Origin of the sequence: Legionella birminghamensis (genome assembly GCF_900452515.1) — a bacterium.
In the GTDB taxonomy this organism is placed as follows: domain Bacteria; phylum Pseudomonadota; class Gammaproteobacteria; order Legionellales; family Legionellaceae; genus Legionella_C; species Legionella_C birminghamensis.
In genome coordinates this window covers 534,740-552,571 of record NZ_UGNW01000001.1, presented here as the reverse complement: position 1 = coordinate 552,571, position 17,832 = coordinate 534,740, and the positions used below count along the sequence as shown (strand labels likewise).

Below are 17,832 nucleotides of genomic sequence, written 5' to 3'. Positions count from 1 at the left end.
GGCCCATAGGTATACACAAATGCACTCGAATCCCCGCGGCTTTGACCGCGGGGCCCATGCCTGTTGAAGTATGTGGTGCTCAGACAAGTTTCAATGTTGCCCCAAAATAGGATTTAACAGATAGTCATAAAACATGTGTTCTTAACATTAAATTGGCTTCCTGTGGGCCCCGCGGTCAAAGCCGCGGGGATTCGATAGCTTTTAATTGTCATGCACTTGTGTAGATAGCTATGGGCGCCGACCGCGGTCTGAGGAATCCCTTCATTTTTATATAGTCAGCGTATGACTTAACAATTGCTCAAACAGATCTATTGATTAAAATTTGCGAGGATCTCTCAGGATTTATGCGCGGTACGTAGGCACACTTAAAGTATAAAACGAAAACACAAATTACCGTCCAGCTAGGTTCGCAAAATTAACTGCTTGCCTGAGCGCGAAGGAACTTTTTCACCCGGTAACAGCACCCCGACCAGATTCAACGGATCAACCGCAAAAATAGAAATTTCCTGCTGCCCTGCCGACTGCTGCGCGGCGGCCCTTAAGGAATCGACGGCATAAGCCAATGCAAATTGCTCACCCGTGAAACCGCTGATGAAACGCCCGCCGCGGATTTCCCCCTGGGCTTCCAGGCGGCGGAATCCTGTCAATAATTCAGACCAGGATGCGGCTATTTTTTCCCGCATCACTAATTCACGAAAACAAACGCCATAGCGCTTTAGTAAAATCCGGCAGATTGATTCAATGCGCCGCTCCGCCTCCACTGGCTTGGCAGCACGCAGTAAGGACCAGCGTCCCTGGCTGAATAAACTATGCCGCCGCGGACGCCGTCCTGTGCGGCGCTGCGGATCAATCATCGCGCGCAGGTTGTCAAAGCTGTCCGCAGTAATCAAGCCTGCTGCCACCAACTCCCACAAAGCATTTTCGACTTCTGCTTTTAACTTCTGCACATCGCTGACAATATCACTGAAGAATGAAGCGCCATGGCTTTGCAGATAATCATAGACCAACTGCGCGTTATAACTTAACATCTGGAGTTCATCAGGAGTGAAGCCTGATTTTCCTGCCAGCCATCCGGACTCTTCCCTGATTAAAAAAGTAATGGGCGTAATACTGTTTGCCTGTATTGATTTATAACTGCTGATTTCATTTTTTTCTTTTAGGGACGATTCAATAGTCGGATGCAGGCTGGGCCTTCCCCACATAACCATCCCTGACAAGCAGAGGCGATCCAGCAGATCAGGATTGTAATCACTTACCCGCTTTGCAAAAATTTGCTTTTCCCAGGCGTTGGCCGGAATTTCATAAGCTTGCAGCTGGCGTATTATTTCTAAAACCCCCTGTTCACCTTTAAGCTGGCTTCCAGCGGAAATATGCTGCCATTTGGCTAGCCAGCGAATAAATTTTGCAGCACTAACTGGCTCAATTTCCCTGCGCAATTTGGCCAGCGTTTGCTGGTGTATCCTTGCCAGTAATCGACGCTCACACCATTCCAGCCCAGCCTCTTTACTGCGAAAATGCCCGCGCAGAATTTGACCGCTGGCTTCAAGCCTCAATAAGCTGTTACAGACCTCCGCTTGAGGCAGTTTTAACCAATGGGCAAGCTCCGCCTCATTGACCGGCCCAAGATGCTGCATCCATCCTCTTAGCATAGTTAATAAGGCCTCGTCTGTATCATAAACCTGCGTATCCCAGTCAATTAAATCATGGGTAAACTTCGCTTGAGGATAAATGGCTAGAAACGGATTCTTTTTCTCGGCAGCAACCCAGAACGAATTCCCTTCGGAAAGGGCCATACCCGCCCGGTTACCATGCAGTAACTGCTCAAAAAAAACCGACCAGGCATCAGGAAGACGCGGATTATCCCTGGCAAGACCAATCATCGTTTGCAGAAAATCATGCAACTCATCAGCATTGCGTATATCAGGCCAGGCTTGACGTTGAACGTCGGCAATAACCTCCGGATCGAGTTGACCAATATTTCCCTGCAGCGATTCCGGTAACACCCTTCTCATCGCGACCGCACGGGTCCGCCGCTCCTCCAGGGGGGCATCATCAAGAAAAGCGTAGGGATTAGCATTGAGAATCTCATGTGAAAACACGGAAGGTGTGGGCGTATCGACGGCTATACAATGAACGTTTCCAGCTTTTATAGCCTTCAATAGCTGGCGCAATCCATCGATATCCATAGCCTCAGTCAGGCAATCTTTAATCGTTTCATCGACCAGTGGATGTTCTGGCAGCTCAACATCCTGTCCCCCTAAATTATCCTGACAGGCCGCCGCCTGAGGAAAAACAGCGGCGAGCAAATCATCCGACCGCATCCGCAATATATTGGGCGGCACTTTTCGCCCGCTGCGATAACGCTGCAAGGCCAAAGCCCGGATGGCATCCCAGCGCCAGCGTGTAGTGAAGACCGGGGATTGTAATACTGCCTGCACTAATACTTTTTTTATTGTTGCAGGGTTAAGAAAATGAAATACATCTGCAAGTGGAAAACTGTGCTGCTCAGCCAGGGAAATCGCAAGGCCGTCATCGGTAGCTGCTGCCTGTAGTTCAAAATTAAAGGAACGGCAAAAACGCTTGCGCAAAGCCAGACCCCAGGCTTTATTAATCCGCGCTCCAAAAGGGGCATGGATAATTAACTGCATGCCGCCGGATTCATCAAAAAAACGCTCCGCAATAATTGTTTCCTGACTGGGGACGGCACCCAGGAGGGCGCGCCCCTCAATGATGTAATCAATCATTTGACGAGCGCCGCAGCGGCTCACCCGGCAATTGGCCATCAGCCATTCGCCAGCCCCCTCTTTTACTTCCGGTTCATTTTCAACCACTAAAGGCAGTAATTCATCAATCTTTTTCCGCAGATTGGAGACTTGCAAAGACAATTCCTTGCTGCGCGCAGGCGCCTCACCCAGCCAGAATGGAACGGTGGGAGCCGCCCCATGCGCATCTTCAACGATAACCCTGCCTTTGGTATTTTCAATTTTATGGACCCTCCATGACGTGTTGCCCAATAAAATCACATCACCCTTGTGGCTTTCCACAGCGAATTCTTCATCAAGCGTCCCGACAACCACTTCCTCAGGTGCCGCAATCACTGTAAACAAATTCGTTTCAGGAATGGCACCGCCATTCATAATCGCAGCCATACGGCTTCCCCTTCTGGCTTTAATTATCCCATTGATTCGATCATGAAACAGGTAGGCTCCATAGCGGCCGCGTGAGGCAGCAATTCCCTCGCTGAGCATCTCAAGCACGCGGTTAAAGACTTCTCTCTTTAGATTACGGTATGGGTAACTTCGTTTCACCAGCTTATAGAGCTCCCCCTCATTCCAATCATCAGTGGCACAAGCTGCGACAAGCTGTTGGGCCAGGATATCCAGGGGTTGCTCGGGAATAATCAATTGATCAAGATCACCGCTGTAAATGCCATAAACCAGAGCAGCACATTCCAATAGTTCATCGCGGGTAGTAGCAAAAAAATAGCCTCTGGAAATCGCGCCATGCCAATGGCCTGCACGGCCGACGCGTTGCAAAGCCACAGCCAGTGCACGCGGTGAACCGATTTGGCAAACCAGATCGACAGAGCCAATATCAATGCCTAACTCCAGCGAGGCAGTGGCAACAATGACTTTTAATGCACCAGTTTTCAAACCATTTTCAGCAGCCAGGCGTAGTTTACGGGATAAACTGCCGTGATGAGCCGCAACCAGATCTTTGCCAATACGCGCAGCCAGATGATGCGACATGCGTTCTGATAATTTTCGGGTGTTGACGAAAACCAGGGTAGAACGATTCCGCATGGCCAGTTCTGCAATACGATCGTAGATTTCATCCCAGACATCATTCGAAGTCACCGATTCCAGCGGAGTTCTGGGAACTTCCACCTGAAGCTCCAAATGGCGCTGATGGCCGATATCTACAATATTGGGAACAGCGCGGCCATTGCCATTTAGAAATTGCGCCACCTGTTCAATGGGTTTTTGTGTAGCTGACAATCCAATCCGCACCGGCAGTTGCTTGCTTAACCTTTCCAAACGTTCCAGGGACAGGGCGAGATGGGAACCTCTCTTACTATTCACCAGGGCATGGATTTCATCAACGATGACCGTTTTCACCGTACTTAACAGCGAGCGGCTTTTTTCAGCAGTCAACAACAAATAAAAGGATTCCGGAGTTGTAACCAGAATATGCGGCGGCTTTTTTAGCATCGATTGCCGCTCTTTGGCCGGCGTATCGCCTGTTCTGACCGCCACCCGAATTTCGGGCATATCAATACCAGCGCTTATTGCCTGTTGCTGGATTTGCTTTAAAGGGCCCAAAAGATTTTTCTGAATATCATTGCCCAGGGCTTTTAGCGGCGAAATATAAATCACCTCGGTTTGATTACTCAACTCACCTGCTGCAGCCGCTCGAACCAGTCTGTCTATACAAACCAGAAAAGCAGCAAAGGTTTTGCCGGAACCTGTTGGTGCAGAAATTAAGGTATGCTGTCCGGCCAAAATACCGGGCCAGCCCTCGATCTGTGGTGCAGTGGGCGTCTCAAACTGGTTAACAAACCATTCCTTGATTAAAGGATGAGCCCAGTCAATGCTTTGTGGATAAGAAGAAGTCATGGCCTATAGTATAGCAATTGTACAAAATAGAGTAATCCCGTTAAAGAAGGGGCTGCCAATTTGCAAAAAAGCAATTTCAATTCTAAGTTTACTAGATAAACAGGGAATAGTGAGACCATCATGCTAGCCTTCGACCAGGAAAAAGCCGAACAGTTCTCCGAACAGTTATTATCATTGCTAAATCATGCCGCATTGGCCCTGATGATATCCATAGGGCACCGCAGCAAGCTATTCGATACAATGAGTACAATGGAGGCATCTAACAGCGAGGCAATTGCCAAAAGTGCCGGCTTGAATGAGCGCTATGTACGGGAATGGCTAAACGCCATGGTTACCGGCGGAATCATCGATTACGAGGCGGAGCAAAAACTTTACCATCTGCCGCCCGAACATGCTGCCTTCCTGACCCGGGCATCCTCTCCAAACAATATCGCGGTAATGGCCCAATTTATTCCTATACTAGGTAATGTCGAAGACCAGATCCTGGATGCTTTTATGCATGGCGGCGGAGTTCCCTATGAGGCTTACCACCGTTTTCACAGTGTCATGGCAGAGGAAAGCAGTCAGACTATTTATATGGCTTTACTGGATAAGATTATTCCAATGGTGGGCGGTCTGCAAGAGCAGCTTATCCAGGGTATTAAAGTACTCGACATTGGCTGCGGTTATGGACGTGCGCTCAATCTGATGGCAAAAAACTTTCCCAACAGCCAATTTTATGGCTTTGATTTATGTGAAGAAACCATTATGAACGCCAATTCGTTAGCCGCGCAGGAAGGACTCAATAATATCCATTTTCTCCGAAGGGACCTGGCAAAATGGCATGAGCAAAATCAATATGACTGTATTACCAGCTTTGATGTCATTCACGATCAGGCGCATCCGAAAGAAGTCCTAAGGGCTGTTTATCAAGCTTTAAAACCACAGGGAGTGTTTCTAATGCAAGATATCAAGACTTCGAGTCACGTAGAAAATAATAGCAATCATCCAATTGCACCGCTGATTTATACTATTTCCTGTTTACACTGTATGACCGTATCACTGTCGCAGAATGGTGCAGGCCTTGGTGCCGCATGGGGAGAAGAGCTGGCTGAGGAAATGCTGAAAGAAGCAGGCTTCACCCAGATAGAGAAGCGCTATCTTGAACATGACATTATCAATACTTACTACATTGTGCGCAAATAGAAGATTTTATAGCCAATCGATTCTATAGTTTAAACAAGCGCTTTTTACAGGTTGATACAGATGCGTATTTTCTATCAGGTTGCAGCGATTTTTCTAAGCCTGATGATGTTATCTAATCAGGCTCAGCCCTCTGGTACGCTGCTTAATGATATTCACTCATCGTTAAATCCCACCCTGCACTCGCAGATTATACATCCTGTTTCCATAACCGAGATTCAGAATGCTGTCCATACTGCCAGGCAATATGGGCAATCGATTAGTATTAGCGGGGGCAAGCACTCTATGGGCGGCCAGCAATTTGGTTCTGGCACAATCCATCTCAGTATGTCGAAGTTTAATAAGGTGATTGGCCTGGATAGTGCCAATGGAATTGTCGAAGTGCAATCGGGCATTGAATGGCCGCAACTGGTGGCATGGCTGCAGAAAAATCAGCCCAATCCGCCGCTTTGGGGTATACGACAGAAGCAAACCGGTGCAGACAATCTCAGTATAGGCGGCGCATTGTCATCCAATGTGCATGGCCGGGGACTCAATATGCATCCCATTATTGCCGACGTGGAATCATTTACACTCATCGATGCCAATGGTGATTTGCTGGAATGCAGCCGCAGGCAAAATCCTGAATTGTTTAAGCTTGTGATTGGCGGTTATGGCCTGTTTGGAGTGATTGCGACTGTCAAGCTCAGGCTTTCTCCGGTTACCACCTTACAGCGTGAAGTGAAGCTGATTACTGTTGACCAGTTTATTCCTCTGGTTACTAAAAAGATCAATGAAGATTATTTATACGGCGACTTCCAGTTTGCTATTGATCCGGCATCCGGGGATTTCATGAAAAAAGGGATTTACTCACTTTACCGCCCAGTGGATACAGAATTTAATCCTGAAAAATCACAGAAAGAATTATCGAGTCAGGATTGGACAAAGCTCCTGTTATTGGCTCATAAAAACAAGACAGCCGCCTTTACGATTTATTCTAAATATTATTTGGGAACTAATGGACAAATTTATCGTTCCGACACCCATCAAATGGGATTTTATCTGAATAATTATCATCAATTCATTGATAAAAACTCTTCAGAAATGATCAGCGAAATTTATGTTCCACGCGATCAGCTAAGCTCTCTTTTTACAGAGCTGCGTGAAGACTTTCGTCAACACAAGGTCAATATGATTTACGGCACTATACGCCTTATCAAAAAAGACAGTGAAAGTTATTTGCCCTGGGCAAAACAGGACTATGCTTGTATTGTTTTTAACTTTCATGTGGAACATACAACAGAGGGTATAAGCAAAGCAAAAGAGGATTTCAGACTGATTATTGACCGGGCCCTTCAGCATAATGGCAGCTATTTTCTCACCTATCATCGCTGGGCAAGACAAGATCAGGTTATCGGTGCTTATCCTCAATTTATCGAGTTTTTAAAGCTGAAAAAGAAGTACGATCCAGAGGAGGTTTTTCAATCCGACTGGTATCGCCATTATAGGAAAATGTTTAACCTGGATAACAATGCGATCTAAGCGATTTACATGATATAATTCAGTGAATTTTTTTAATCATTAACTTCTATGATAAGGCCATTGGTTTTCTTTCTTTCTCTTGCGATTTTCCTGTCAAACCTGGTACAGGCTAATACTTATAAAAGTAGTATCAAACCAATTCCTCAGTCTATCCAGAAAAAAATGAAACAATACACCTGGCATCCAGGTTGTCCTGTCCCGATTAACCAGCTGGTTCTGGTAACCCTACCCTATTGGGGATTTGATCAAAAAACCCATTTTGGACAACTGATTGTCCATCAGGAAATTGCAGCTGAAGTGCTTAGCATTTTTAATACCCTCTATAAAGAAAAATACCCTATCCAGCAAATGCGGTTGATGGAAGATTTTGAAGGCAATGATGAATTAGCCATGCAGGCGAATAATACCTCTTCTTTTAACTGCCGCGAGGTAACTAACCAGCCAGGAATTTTCTCACAACACAGTTATGGCCGGGCTATCGATATTAATCCACTGATTAATCCCTATGTCAAAGCCGGGATTATTTTGCCGCAACAGGCTGCACCATTTGCAGATAGAGCACAGCCTTATCCAGGTAAAATTACCATTAACACCCCTTTCTATCAGCTTTTCAAATTGCGGGACTGGGATTGGGGCGGAAGTTGGTTCGACTTGCAGGATTACCAGCATTTTGAAAAACGGGCAAATGGTGAAAAGAGAAATCCGTATGGATACTTCACTCAGCTCCGATCTGGATTGCATCGCCAAGGCTCGCAATGACGGGGCAAGGCCTAATACGCCATTCACTCCCGTCTTTGCGAACGCAGTGAAGCAATCCAGATTCGATGCCTCATTCAAGGCTCCGATCTGGATTGCTTCGCCAAGGCTCGCAATGACGGGGCAAGGCCTAATACGCCATTCACTCCCGTCTTTGCGAACGCAGTGAAGCAATCCAGATTCGATGCCTCATTCAAGCTCCGATCTGGATTGCTTTGCCAAGGCTCGCAATGACGGGGCAAGTGCCTAATACGCCATTCACTCCCGTCTTTGCGAACGAAGTGAAGCAAGCCAGCTTCGGAACTCCTGATATAGTTCAGGTTGTCCATAATCAAAATTTATGCTTAGTTTAATTAAGGGGCTTTGGCAACACCGAAGAAAGTTCCTGTTGTTTCCACTCAATAACAACAAAGGAGCTTGTGATTATGGCAAACGGAACAAGATCAGCAAGAGAATCCAAAAATAAACAAAAAGATTTGTGGAAGCCCATGGATCATACCCGCGGGATAATTAGCCGCTGGGGCAGCCAGTTACTCAATGCCGATTTATCCAACCAGGATATAAAAAATCTTGAGAGCGAGATTCTACAAGGAAGCCGTTACCACCCCATCAATGCGGCCTCCGATCAAAAGCTGACATACAGTGATGCGGCCTATACACAAAAAGAAGCCATGATTGATTTTATTCTGGCGGTTTGCCCTTATTTGTCATTACAGAATCTGCATCAGTTCACTTCAATGGCATTAGCCAAGGAAACAAATAGCCTTGACAATACCTTCTTACGTAATAATGAACTAGCGCGCTATTTACTGGTTTATGAAGCGGGAATCTATGCAGGTAGCGCCCCCAAATTACAAGCCATGTTTCTATCCCATTTTAAGGCCATTGCCTTCCATTTTAGTGAAGAAGGCTGGCTTAATATTATTAATCACAGCATCTTGCAAACACTTAACAACTTAAAGAAAGATTATGCAGGCTTTGAAAATCTACAGTCGCCAGAAGGTATCGATCCTGAAATTGTTCAACGCTTAAAAGAGCCGCAGTTCGAGGCGTCTTTCGCCAGGGATCAGGATCAGCCGCCTCTTCCCGCATGGTTCTGTCCAGAACAGAATGAAAAAAAATGCCGCCACAAACTGCATTTCTTCGGCTTCCGGCAAAAGGAGCGACCATTTGAGCAAATGGACATTAACCCTTCTCAAAACATGTAAGCAATTAGCGCAGCCCAGTAAGGTCGAGTACATACTGCGCTGTGCTATACCCTACTTTTACTTCCCCGAATTTCGTGATATTTTGCCAGGCTCGAAGTTTCAGAAAGGCGATTTCCATGCCGCAGCTTCATTTATCCTCACAAGAGAAAAAAATAATTGTACTCGCTGCCCTAGGGGGTGCACTGGAGTTTTACGACTTCATTATTTATGTCATTTTCGCCCCACTAATCAGTGAGATTTTTTTTCCAAAAACGGATCCACTGGCCTCTTTGATGAGCGTCTATGCAGTCTTTGCGATCGGCTATTTTATTCGTCCGCTAGGTGGAATCATCTTTAGCCATTTTGGCGATAAATACGGGAGAAAGAAAACGTTTCTCGCCTCCATCATCCTAATGGCGGTACCGACTTTTTTGATAGGTCTCTTGCCCACATACGAGCAATTAGGGATCGGCGCCAGCATACTGCTTATTTTGCTTCGTGTCCTCCAGGGCTTAGCCATTGGCGGCGAAATTCCCGGTGCATTGACGTTTACCTGCGAGCATGTCGTAAGACTACGGCGAAGTTTCGCCTGCGGCGTCATTTTTTCTTTTCTTAATATCGGAATTTTGTTAGGCAATAGCCTGAGCATGCTGCTTAACCAAACTCTTAGCGCTGGGCAATTAGCGAGCTATGGCTGGCGCATCCCCTTTCTTCTCGGGGGGGTTCTGGGTCTAATCAGCTTTATTGTCCGTCGTCAGCTGAGCGAAAGCCCCCTGTTTCTGGCGTTTCAATCACAGCATTCACAAAATCGCCTGCCTTTTGCCGAAGCGGTCAATCATCATTGGCGGGAAATATTACAAGGCATAGGGATAACCGTTCTCCCCTGTGTCGTCATTAATCTATTATTTCTATATCTGCCGGGTTATTTATCGACTGTTCTCACTTACCCTAAGCAACAAGCCAGCCTGTTCAGCTCCACAACGCTAATAATCTATACCTTCCTGCTCTTATTTGTCTGCTGGCATGCGGATCATTGGGGCCGGCGGCGGCTGCTTGGACTCGGCGCCATCAGCTTTACTATTTTTTCGTATCTGATTTTTCTTGTTTTAAGTTTTGAAACAACAGGCAGCCTGGGAATAGCCTTAGTGCTGATAGCTCTCTTAAGCAGTATGATTATGGTTTATCCAAGCCTGCTCATAGACTTGTTTCCTACATCGATACGGTTTACGGGTATTGCTATCGCCTACAACATAACTTTTGCGATATTCGGCGGACTAACGCCCTTGCTTGCCACTCTTTTAATAAAATTCACAGAAAACAAGCTTGCACCAGGATTTTACTTAATCTTCTGTGCCCTGCTCTGTCTATTCTCACTCACAACAATCCGGACGTTGTGTTTTAACCAACAGGGTCCTGGTAAAGTCCAAAGCAAATTATCCGCTTTTTCGGAGAATAATGTATGAAACAATTCAGCAAATTGCTTATCCCGGCTTTTTTCTTAAGCTGGTTTTTTTCAGGCAATGCACAAGCCTGGTACGGTGTGTATGGCGGGGGCGGCTGGTACGGCGACCGCCATCACCATGGCTATGAGCGCGGTTATGGCTGGGGTGGCGTTTATGGCGGCGGCTGGGGGCCTGGACCCAATGTTATTATCAATGTTCCCGCTGAACCACGCTACTATGTCCCCTGTGAAACGGTCCGCATCTGTGACGAAGCCACTGACCAATGCTGGCTTGAAAGGCATTGCGGTTAATTTTGATCTCCGCGATAAGCTGCTTATCGCGGAGACTTCTGCTCCTTAACAGTACTGATTATCATCCCACTAGTAACCTTTTTGGTCGAGTCTTGTCTACACTAAAATAATTGGCAACCAGAAATCCTCTGGAGTGAGGCATGTCCTGGACTGAACTATTTAAGAAAATTGATGCAATCATCTTTGATTTCGATGGGGTGATTTTTGATAGTGAGCTTTTGCACTACGAAGCCTGCAGCCATGTATTGAGGCCTTTAGGGACAGCCCTCAGCTATGAGGAGTATGTAGAGCACTATCTGGGTTTTGTTGATAAGGAAATGTTTCCCCGCCTCATGCGTAACAAGAATCACTTTTTTACTGCAGAGGAGATCAATGCGTTAATCGATCAGAAAGTAACCGCCTACACCCGCATTATTCAGAACAGGAGCGAATTGCCCCTGATTGAAGATTTTGAAGAATTCCTTTTCACAATCATTTCCAAAGTGAAGCAATTAGGGATTTGCAGCGGATCTTCTAAAAGTGAAATTTCTGCTGTATTTTCCAAAGTGGGGCAAGGCAATCTTGCACAATATTTTCACACCATCGTGACTGCAGATGATGTGAAAGCGGGTAAACCATCACCTGAAGGTTATTTATTGACTGCGACTAAACTGAACGTAGCTCCCGAACGCTGCCTGGTGTTTGAAGACACGCCACATGGGATCGAGGCCGCCAAAAATGCCGGCATGCATGCCATTGGCCTATTAACTACCTATAAGCAACTGCATATCCCCAATGCAGACAAAATTGCTACGGGCTTCAGACAATTACTGGAGGACATCGCTGCACAAACTCAGAGTCCCGGCAGCATAAGAGGGGTTTCATGATAAACTCGCGGTTGAAGCCAGCTATCTACATAAGTGCATGAGAATTAGAAGCTATCGAATCCCCGCGTACAGTTAACCGTCCGAATCCCCGCGGCGTCGACCGCGGGGCCCACACTAAGCTAATTTAATGTTAAGAAGACTTATTATGACAACCTGTTAAATCCTATTTTTTGGCAACATTGAAACTTGTCTGAGGGCCATGCTACTCCAACAGGGGCATGGGCCCCGCGGTCGACGCCGCGGGGATTCGAATGGGGAAAACATTTGTAGTGAAGCCTTCGAGACGCCACTAAAGCGGCTCCTCAGGCCGAACGGATTGGATAGAAGCTGAAGTTTTTTATCCACAATTGATTCTCATCCAGTCTTTGCATAGAATAATTCTTCCTGCATTTTTCCTGGCAGCGCCTTCATTCTAATCGCTTCTTGAGATCTCATCTATTGGAGATTAATAATGTTTTTAAAGGGATTTTTAATTTTATTGCTGCAAGGGATGCTTGCTGCGCACTCATTTGCACAGGCTGTTACCCGGCTGGCGAATCCTGAACTGTCAGTGCTTCAGAAAGCCCGACAGCTTGGACCGGTTAATCCAGAGAAAAAAATTCGCTTTACCTTATGGTTAAACCTTCGTAATAAAGAGAAACTTGATAAACTGCTCAAAGCATTATACGACCCGCAAAGTCCTGATTTTCAACGCTTCCTGAGTGCCGAAGACGTTCAGCGCGATTATGCACCCGATAAGGATACTATTAAGAAAATAGAATCCTATTTTGTCCGTCATGGCATGCAGGTCAAGCCAGTGTATTCCAATATGGAAATCACCGCCAGCGCTCGGCAGATTGAGCAGACTTTTCACATAAAGCTAAATAATTACCGCTATAAAGGCAAGCTTGTTTATGGCAATGACCAGGCAGCTCTTATTCCTCCTGAGATTGCGGCTCATGTAGCGGGAATCAGTGGTTTTAGTAATATCCCTTATGCCAGCCCTAAACGGCGCTTCAAAGCGAAAGAAACAAGCCTGCAAAACTGGCAGCCTCAGGAATTAACATTGATTTGGGATGCATTCAAGCCTGCCGCTACCCCTACAACCAAGTCACTGGAAGGTGTCTCCGGACACCATTTGCGTACTGTCTATCAGCTGGATCAGGTGATGCCTGTCAATGGTGTAAGCATCGACGGCACAGGCCAGACTATTGTCATTATTGATGGCTGCGGCAGTTCAACGCCAGCGCAGTTATTGACTCATGTTCACCGGTACAACACAGAAAATGGCTTACCGGCACTGGATGCCAGTAATTTTGCGGTAGTCAAACCCGATGGGTCTCCCTACACCGGCCCCTGTGCCAATCCCAATGGCTGGGACGGCGAGATCATTCTGGACATCGATGCCTCGCACACCATTGCTCCGAATGCCAATATCGTTCTGGTGATGACCGATGATGTAAATAATGCAGAAGTGGCGCATACCCTTAACACCATCACCAGCAATAATTTCTCCATTGCCGGTTTTCCCAATGCTTATGTGGTATCCAATAGCTGGGACAATGATGTCGAGCATGCCTTTGAATTACTCGAAGCGCCTCTGCAACTTTCTGCAGCACAGGGATTAAGCGTTAATTTCGCGGCCGGCGACTGCGGTGACCAAACCTATAACAGCAGCTGGACCTGCACCGCCATGGGTGTCCAGCCCAGCGTGCAATATCCTGTTAGTTCGGCCTATGTAACGGCGGTCAGCGGCACCAGTCTGTTTGTCGACAACCAATGGAATTATGCGTTTGAAACGGGCTGGGGAACATTAGTCAATGGCTCCTTTTATTCCGGCAGTATGGGCGGAGTCAGCAAATTCCGCAGTGCACCCGCCTGGCAAAGTGCTATCAGCAGTTTTGAGGTCGGCGGCTATCCTCTGGGAACCAATAACAAGCGTGCCCTACCCGATATCGCCATGCTGGGCGATCTTTACACCGGCTTGCTCACTTATTCAGACGGCTGTAATCCTTGCTGGGATGGCGGGGCCAGCCTGGCAACCCCTCTGTTTTCGGGCGCACTTACCCTGGTGAACCAGGCCAGAGCGGCTCTGGCAGGAGGTCCAAAACCGATAGGTCTCGCAGCCCCCTATTTGTATATTTATAACGCCAATTTATTGCAAACCCAATCGCTTCGCCTGATTACCCCGCCTCATCAGATCATCAGCGGTGCAACACCGATCAACGGGGGGCCTCTTTCCGCCTTCCAGTTACATGATCCATTTTTTAATCAGGATATTGGGTTTAATTGGGACTCTTCACTTAGCATTGTAGAAAATCAATTCTGGAATGATGTGGTAGGTGTCGGCTCGCCCAACATGCCCAACTTCATTCAAATAATGGCCAGATTGTGAGAATAACGGTGAATAACATAAAACGACTCTTTACACTATCCAAGGGGCTAATTCTATTCTTTATCAGCGGATTGACCCAGGCCGGTTCACCAGTCTTTACAATGACTCCACAAACTCCTGTCGCCCTCCAGCTTAAGGCAGGACAGACGGCAACCGTCAAATATCTGGTTACGAATCAGTCATTAAAAATGCACAGCATTGTCTTGAAGCCTATTCCCGGTATAAGGCAATTGACTGGTGCCGGCATCTGCCCCAGCCCATTTACCCTCACGGCCAAACAGTCCTGCATATTAAGCCTTGAAGTAATTGCTAACCAGCTCCCGGGCAGAGTTACGGGCGGCCCCATTATTTGCCAAGTGGGCCCTGACGGCAGCCCCAGTCCTTTTCTTTGCAATCAGCCAAGCCCCCTTAATAGTTTGAATATCACAGTCCACCCGATCAACCAGTACACGGTCAGCAGCAGTGCCGGCAATGGCGGCAATGTTTCACCTGCAGGGACGCAAACAGTTAATAGCGGCAGCAGCTTGTCATTTACCGCGACACCATCACCCAATTTCGCTGTATATCAATGGATAGTAGACGGCGGGGTAGCGCAAACTGGAGGAAGCAGCTTTACGCTTTCTAACATTGTCGCCAATCACCAGCTGCAGGTTACATTTACGGACAATACCCTGCTTTATAGCGGCGCTCAAAACGGTAATCTGTATTATTCCTTCAACGGCGGGGGCAATTGGCAAACAACAGCGCAAATGCCGGGTGGCGGCAGTGCTATTAATAGTTTATGGCTCAATCCCCTGGTGATCTATACCGGTAATGCCAACGGATTTGTCTATTTTTCAACCAACAATGGCAGCAGCTGGCAGCAAAGCACCTCGCCTGATGGCAGTGCAGTGAATGCTGTTTTTGTTTATAACAACATCCTTTATGCAGGGACTGCCAGTGGTCTTATTTATTCCTCAGCGAATAATGGGAGCAGCTGGAGCCCTCTCGCCCCCCTGGATGGTAGCCCGGTTGATGCAGTTTTCATTAGTGCTGCAGGATTTTATGCCGGTACAGGGAACGGCAATGTCTATTATTCAGCAAATAATGGCTTGAGCTGGACAGCAATCAATGGCCAGGTTGACGGCAGTGCGGTGAAAGGCGTTTATGTCGCCAATAATAGCTTGTTTGTTAATACCGCTAATGAATATGTTTATTCCAGTACGGAATTAACAGGCGGGGGTAACTGGACCGCAATTGCGCAGACCGTATTCAGTCTTTTTGTCAATTCGGCTGGCAGCCTATTCGCAGGAACCCAGGGAGGCTATGTATTTCTGGTCAGCCAAGGCATTGAGTTAGGTTTTGTAGCGTATAGTCCGATTAATGCGGTAGCTGTTTTAAATTAAATTTTGCCCTAAGGCGGGGGCTCCTGTGCTCAGCGGCGCATGGGCCCCGCGGTCTTCGCCGCGGGGATTCGTCCCGTCGTATTCCCCAGTGAAGACCTCCCGTCTTCCCGCGGCGAAGACCTCCCGTATTCCCGCGCGAAGACCACCCGTATTCCCGCGGCGAAGACCGCCCGTATTCCCGCGGCGAAGACCGCCCGTATTCCCGCGGCGAAGACCGCGGGACCCATGTAATCGCCATCTGGACTGATCAATAAGATCGCTGCTGCGGCACAATACATTCTGAGTCTACCTTAGGTGCACATGAGGGAGCCGTTTTGCAATCCTTTTTATGAAGTCGGTGATTATTGCTTCTCGACGAGTCGAATCCCGCCCTCTTCGATGATAATTTCACCGCGTTTATACAGCTGGCCAATGGCACTCTTAAAGCTTTTTTTGCTTTCATTAAATCGCTGCATTATTTCCAATGAGGAGCTTTTGTCATGCAAAGGCAAAAAGCCGCCGCTTTTATTGAGCTCAGTCATTATCCGTTTTGCCAGTTCCTGGATATTTTCCTGCCCTGTTTTCCTGAGAACGACATCAATTTTGCCATCGTCACGCACTGTTTTAATATAGGCTTTTATTTTTCGGCCATAGTGCAAGGTTTGAAAAATGTCTGATGCGTGGATCAAGCCCCAATGGCTGTTATTAATAATCACTTTGCGACCAAGCGGTGTAGTCTCAGCAATGATCACTTCCACCTCCTCGCCCGGTTTAAACTGGCCCGGTTTTTTGCCCAAAAACCGATCCAGTTTGGAGCTGGCAATGATGCGGCCCTGATTATCGAGCTTTGCATAAACCAGATAGGACTTATGCTGCTCCATTGGGCGCTGCTGTTCGGGAATGGGAACCAGTAAATCCTTATCCAACCCCCAGTCCAGAAATGCCCCGACCCGATTCACATCAACCACTTTCAGAAGCGCACATTCGCCGACCTGAATTGTGGGTTTGGATGTTGTGGCAATCATTCGATCATTGGAATCGAAATAGATAAAAACATTCACCAGATCGCCAAGGCCTGTATTTTTGGGGACATATTTATTGGGTAACAAAACCTCCCCCCAATCATAAGCGTCCAAATAAACACCAAAGGAGACCTCTTTAATTACTCTTAACTGGTTATATTGCCCGACTTTTATCATTCATCTGCTCGTTTTTTTACTGAGCAGAAGCTTATCATAAAAAGGTCTCGCTGTACTGGGAATTTAGAACGCCGACAAGCCATCCAGGCACATTAGGCCTGCCTTCAGGGTCACCACACTACTCGCTTTTATTGGACTATAATATAAGTAGTAGATTGTATAAACATCTTTCCCTCCCGCGAAATTGTAATCACATTATACCTTTTCTAATACTCAATAATGCACTTTTACCAGGAATAATTATGTTTATTTATACTGCAACCGTCTATTTCGATTCTCATATTATCAGCACCAGATCAAGTGATGATTTAGATGATCTTTTTATATGGATGTTAATAGAGGGGGATACTAACTTTGGAGACTCTAGCGGTCAAATAATTAATAATACGAATCATGAAGTAGTAAAAAAATTCAGAAAAAACTCTTTTTTAAATTGAAATGAGTTTGTTCATGTTCATCTTTAGACAACGCTAATTTTACTGTCCAAAATTAAGAATTGGTTCGTGCAACTTCAAACCACCTCGATTTCGACAGGAGCAATACCATTAATACCGAGTTTTTTTGCAGCAGCAAAGGATAAATCTATAATCCTGTTCGATAAAAAAGGCCCTCGATCATTAATCCGAACCACAATCGTTCGGCCATTATTTAAATTTTTTACTCGCACACGGGTTGAAATGGGGAGTGTTGGATGGGCTGCTGTCATCGCATACATGTTGTAGCGCTCTCCGGTTGCTGTTTTTGCATGCCGCGTGCGTGAGCCATACCAGGAGGCGACGCCTTTTGCTTTGTAGTGTTTGGCTGACTTCATTACATGATATGTTTTTCCTTTGACCACATAGTGATCGGGACCATTTGGTTGCTGATGAGTACAAGCAACCAGAAGTATTGGTAATAAAACGGTAATAAATCGCTTAATGGTTAACAATATTGTATCAAATTTCATCAAGTTATCTTCTACTTCTTCAACGGTTTAGGCCAAGCATAACCGATTCGCTTTTTTGACTCAATTCG

12 protein-coding genes are annotated in these 17,832 nt (G+C 46.5%); 9 read left to right on the top strand and 3 right to left on the bottom strand.

What is annotated here, in order from left to right:
• Positions 1-401: 401 nt before the first annotated feature.
• On the bottom strand, positions 402-4,616 hold the full coding sequence (locus tag DYH42_RS02365; protein WP_058523145.1) for a DEAD/DEAH box helicase: 4,215 nt from the start codon (positions 4,614-4,616) through the stop codon (positions 402-404).
• Between the two features lie 120 nt (positions 4,617-4,736).
• On the opposite strand from DYH42_RS02365, the gene DYH42_RS02360 reads away from it, so the two are divergent.
• The 9 genes from DYH42_RS02360 (at position 4,737) to DYH42_RS02320 (ending at position 15,640) form a co-directional block, all read left to right on the top strand.
• Complete coding sequence (locus DYH42_RS02360; protein WP_058523146.1) at positions 4,737-5,801, top strand: class I SAM-dependent methyltransferase; 1,065 nt, start codon at positions 4,737-4,739, stop codon at positions 5,799-5,801.
• Between the two features lie 60 nt (positions 5,802-5,861).
• Positions 5,862-7,319, top strand: coding sequence for an FAD-binding oxidoreductase (locus DYH42_RS02355; RefSeq protein ID WP_058523147.1), 1,458 nt, complete (start codon positions 5,862-5,864; stop codon positions 7,317-7,319).
• A gap of 48 nt (positions 7,320-7,367) precedes the next feature.
• Entirely contained in the window at positions 7,368-8,078 is a 711-nt protein-coding gene (locus DYH42_RS02350) for a M15 family metallopeptidase (RefSeq protein ID WP_058523148.1), read from the top strand.
• A gap of 422 nt (positions 8,079-8,500) precedes the next feature.
• Positions 8,501-9,283, top strand: coding sequence for a hypothetical protein (locus tag DYH42_RS02345; protein ID WP_058523149.1), 783 nt, complete (start codon positions 8,501-8,503; stop codon positions 9,281-9,283).
• A gap of 116 nt (positions 9,284-9,399) precedes the next feature.
• Positions 9,400-10,725 carry an MFS transporter gene (locus DYH42_RS02340; RefSeq protein WP_065232797.1) on the top strand — a complete coding sequence of 442 codons (1,326 nt, stop codon included), beginning with the start codon at positions 9,400-9,402 and terminating at the stop codon, positions 10,723-10,725.
• Positions 10,722-11,015, top strand: a complete 294-nt coding sequence (locus DYH42_RS02335; protein WP_058523150.1) for a hypothetical protein — start codon at positions 10,722-10,724, stop codon at positions 11,013-11,015. The genes DYH42_RS02340 and DYH42_RS02335 overlap by 4 nt, the downstream gene beginning before the upstream one ends.
• Positions 11,016-11,155: 140 nt before the next feature.
• The gene (locus DYH42_RS02330) at positions 11,156-11,881 is read left to right on the top strand and encodes an HAD family hydrolase (protein ID WP_058523151.1); all 726 of its coding nucleotides are present in this window, start codon (positions 11,156-11,158) and stop codon (positions 11,879-11,881) included.
• Between the two features lie 451 nt (positions 11,882-12,332).
• Positions 12,333-14,255, top strand: a complete 1,923-nt coding sequence (locus DYH42_RS02325; protein WP_058523152.1) for a S53 family peptidase — start codon at positions 12,333-12,335, stop codon at positions 14,253-14,255.
• 8 nt (positions 14,256-14,263) lie between these two features.
• A complete protein-coding gene (locus tag DYH42_RS02320; protein ID WP_131793049.1) occupies positions 14,264-15,640 on the top strand; it encodes an InlB B-repeat-containing protein in 1,377 nt (458 codons plus the stop codon).
• A gap of 341 nt (positions 15,641-15,981) precedes the next feature.
• Here the strand turns inward: DYH42_RS02320 and DYH42_RS02310 are convergent, their stop codons facing one another.
• Both DYH42_RS02310 and DYH42_RS02300 read right to left on the bottom strand, forming a co-directional pair.
• Positions 15,982-16,818: a CvfB family protein gene (locus DYH42_RS02310; RefSeq protein WP_058523155.1), complete on the bottom strand. Its 837-nt coding sequence runs from the start codon at positions 16,816-16,818 to the stop codon at positions 15,982-15,984.
• A 511-nt stretch (positions 16,819-17,329) separates the two neighbouring features.
• Positions 17,330-17,764: a septal ring lytic transglycosylase RlpA family protein gene (locus DYH42_RS02300; RefSeq protein ID WP_058523157.1), complete on the bottom strand. Its 435-nt coding sequence runs from the start codon at positions 17,762-17,764 to the stop codon at positions 17,330-17,332.
• Positions 17,765-17,832: the final 68 nt, after the last annotated feature.

Excerpts from the sequence above, each read along its gene's own strand:
- DYH42_RS02300 (WP_058523157.1), bottom strand. The coding sequence starts at position 17,764 with ATGAAATTTGATACAATATTGTTAACCATTAAGCGATTTATTACCGTT.
- DYH42_RS02310 (WP_058523155.1), bottom strand. The coding sequence starts at position 16,818 with ATGATAAAAGTCGGGCAATATAACCAGTTAAGAGTAATTAAAGAGGTC.
- DYH42_RS02350 (WP_058523148.1), top strand. The coding sequence starts at position 7,368 with ATGATAAGGCCATTGGTTTTCTTTCTTTCTCTTGCGATTTTCCTGTCA.
- DYH42_RS02325 (WP_058523152.1), top strand. The coding sequence starts at position 12,333 with ATGTTTTTAAAGGGATTTTTAATTTTATTGCTGCAAGGGATGCTTGCT.
- DYH42_RS02330 (WP_058523151.1), top strand. The coding sequence starts at position 11,156 with ATGTCCTGGACTGAACTATTTAAGAAAATTGATGCAATCATCTTTGAT.
- DYH42_RS02335 (WP_058523150.1), top strand. The coding sequence starts at position 10,722 with ATGAAACAATTCAGCAAATTGCTTATCCCGGCTTTTTTCTTAAGCTGG.
- DYH42_RS02365 (WP_058523145.1), bottom strand. The coding sequence starts at position 4,616 with ATGACTTCTTCTTATCCACAAAGCATTGACTGGGCTCATCCTTTAATC.
- DYH42_RS02355 (WP_058523147.1), top strand. The coding sequence starts at position 5,862 with ATGCGTATTTTCTATCAGGTTGCAGCGATTTTTCTAAGCCTGATGATG.
- DYH42_RS02345 (WP_058523149.1), top strand. The coding sequence starts at position 8,501 with ATGGCAAACGGAACAAGATCAGCAAGAGAATCCAAAAATAAACAAAAA.
- DYH42_RS02340 (WP_065232797.1), top strand. The coding sequence starts at position 9,400 with ATGCCGCAGCTTCATTTATCCTCACAAGAGAAAAAAATAATTGTACTC.
- DYH42_RS02360 (WP_058523146.1), top strand. The coding sequence starts at position 4,737 with ATGCTAGCCTTCGACCAGGAAAAAGCCGAACAGTTCTCCGAACAGTTA.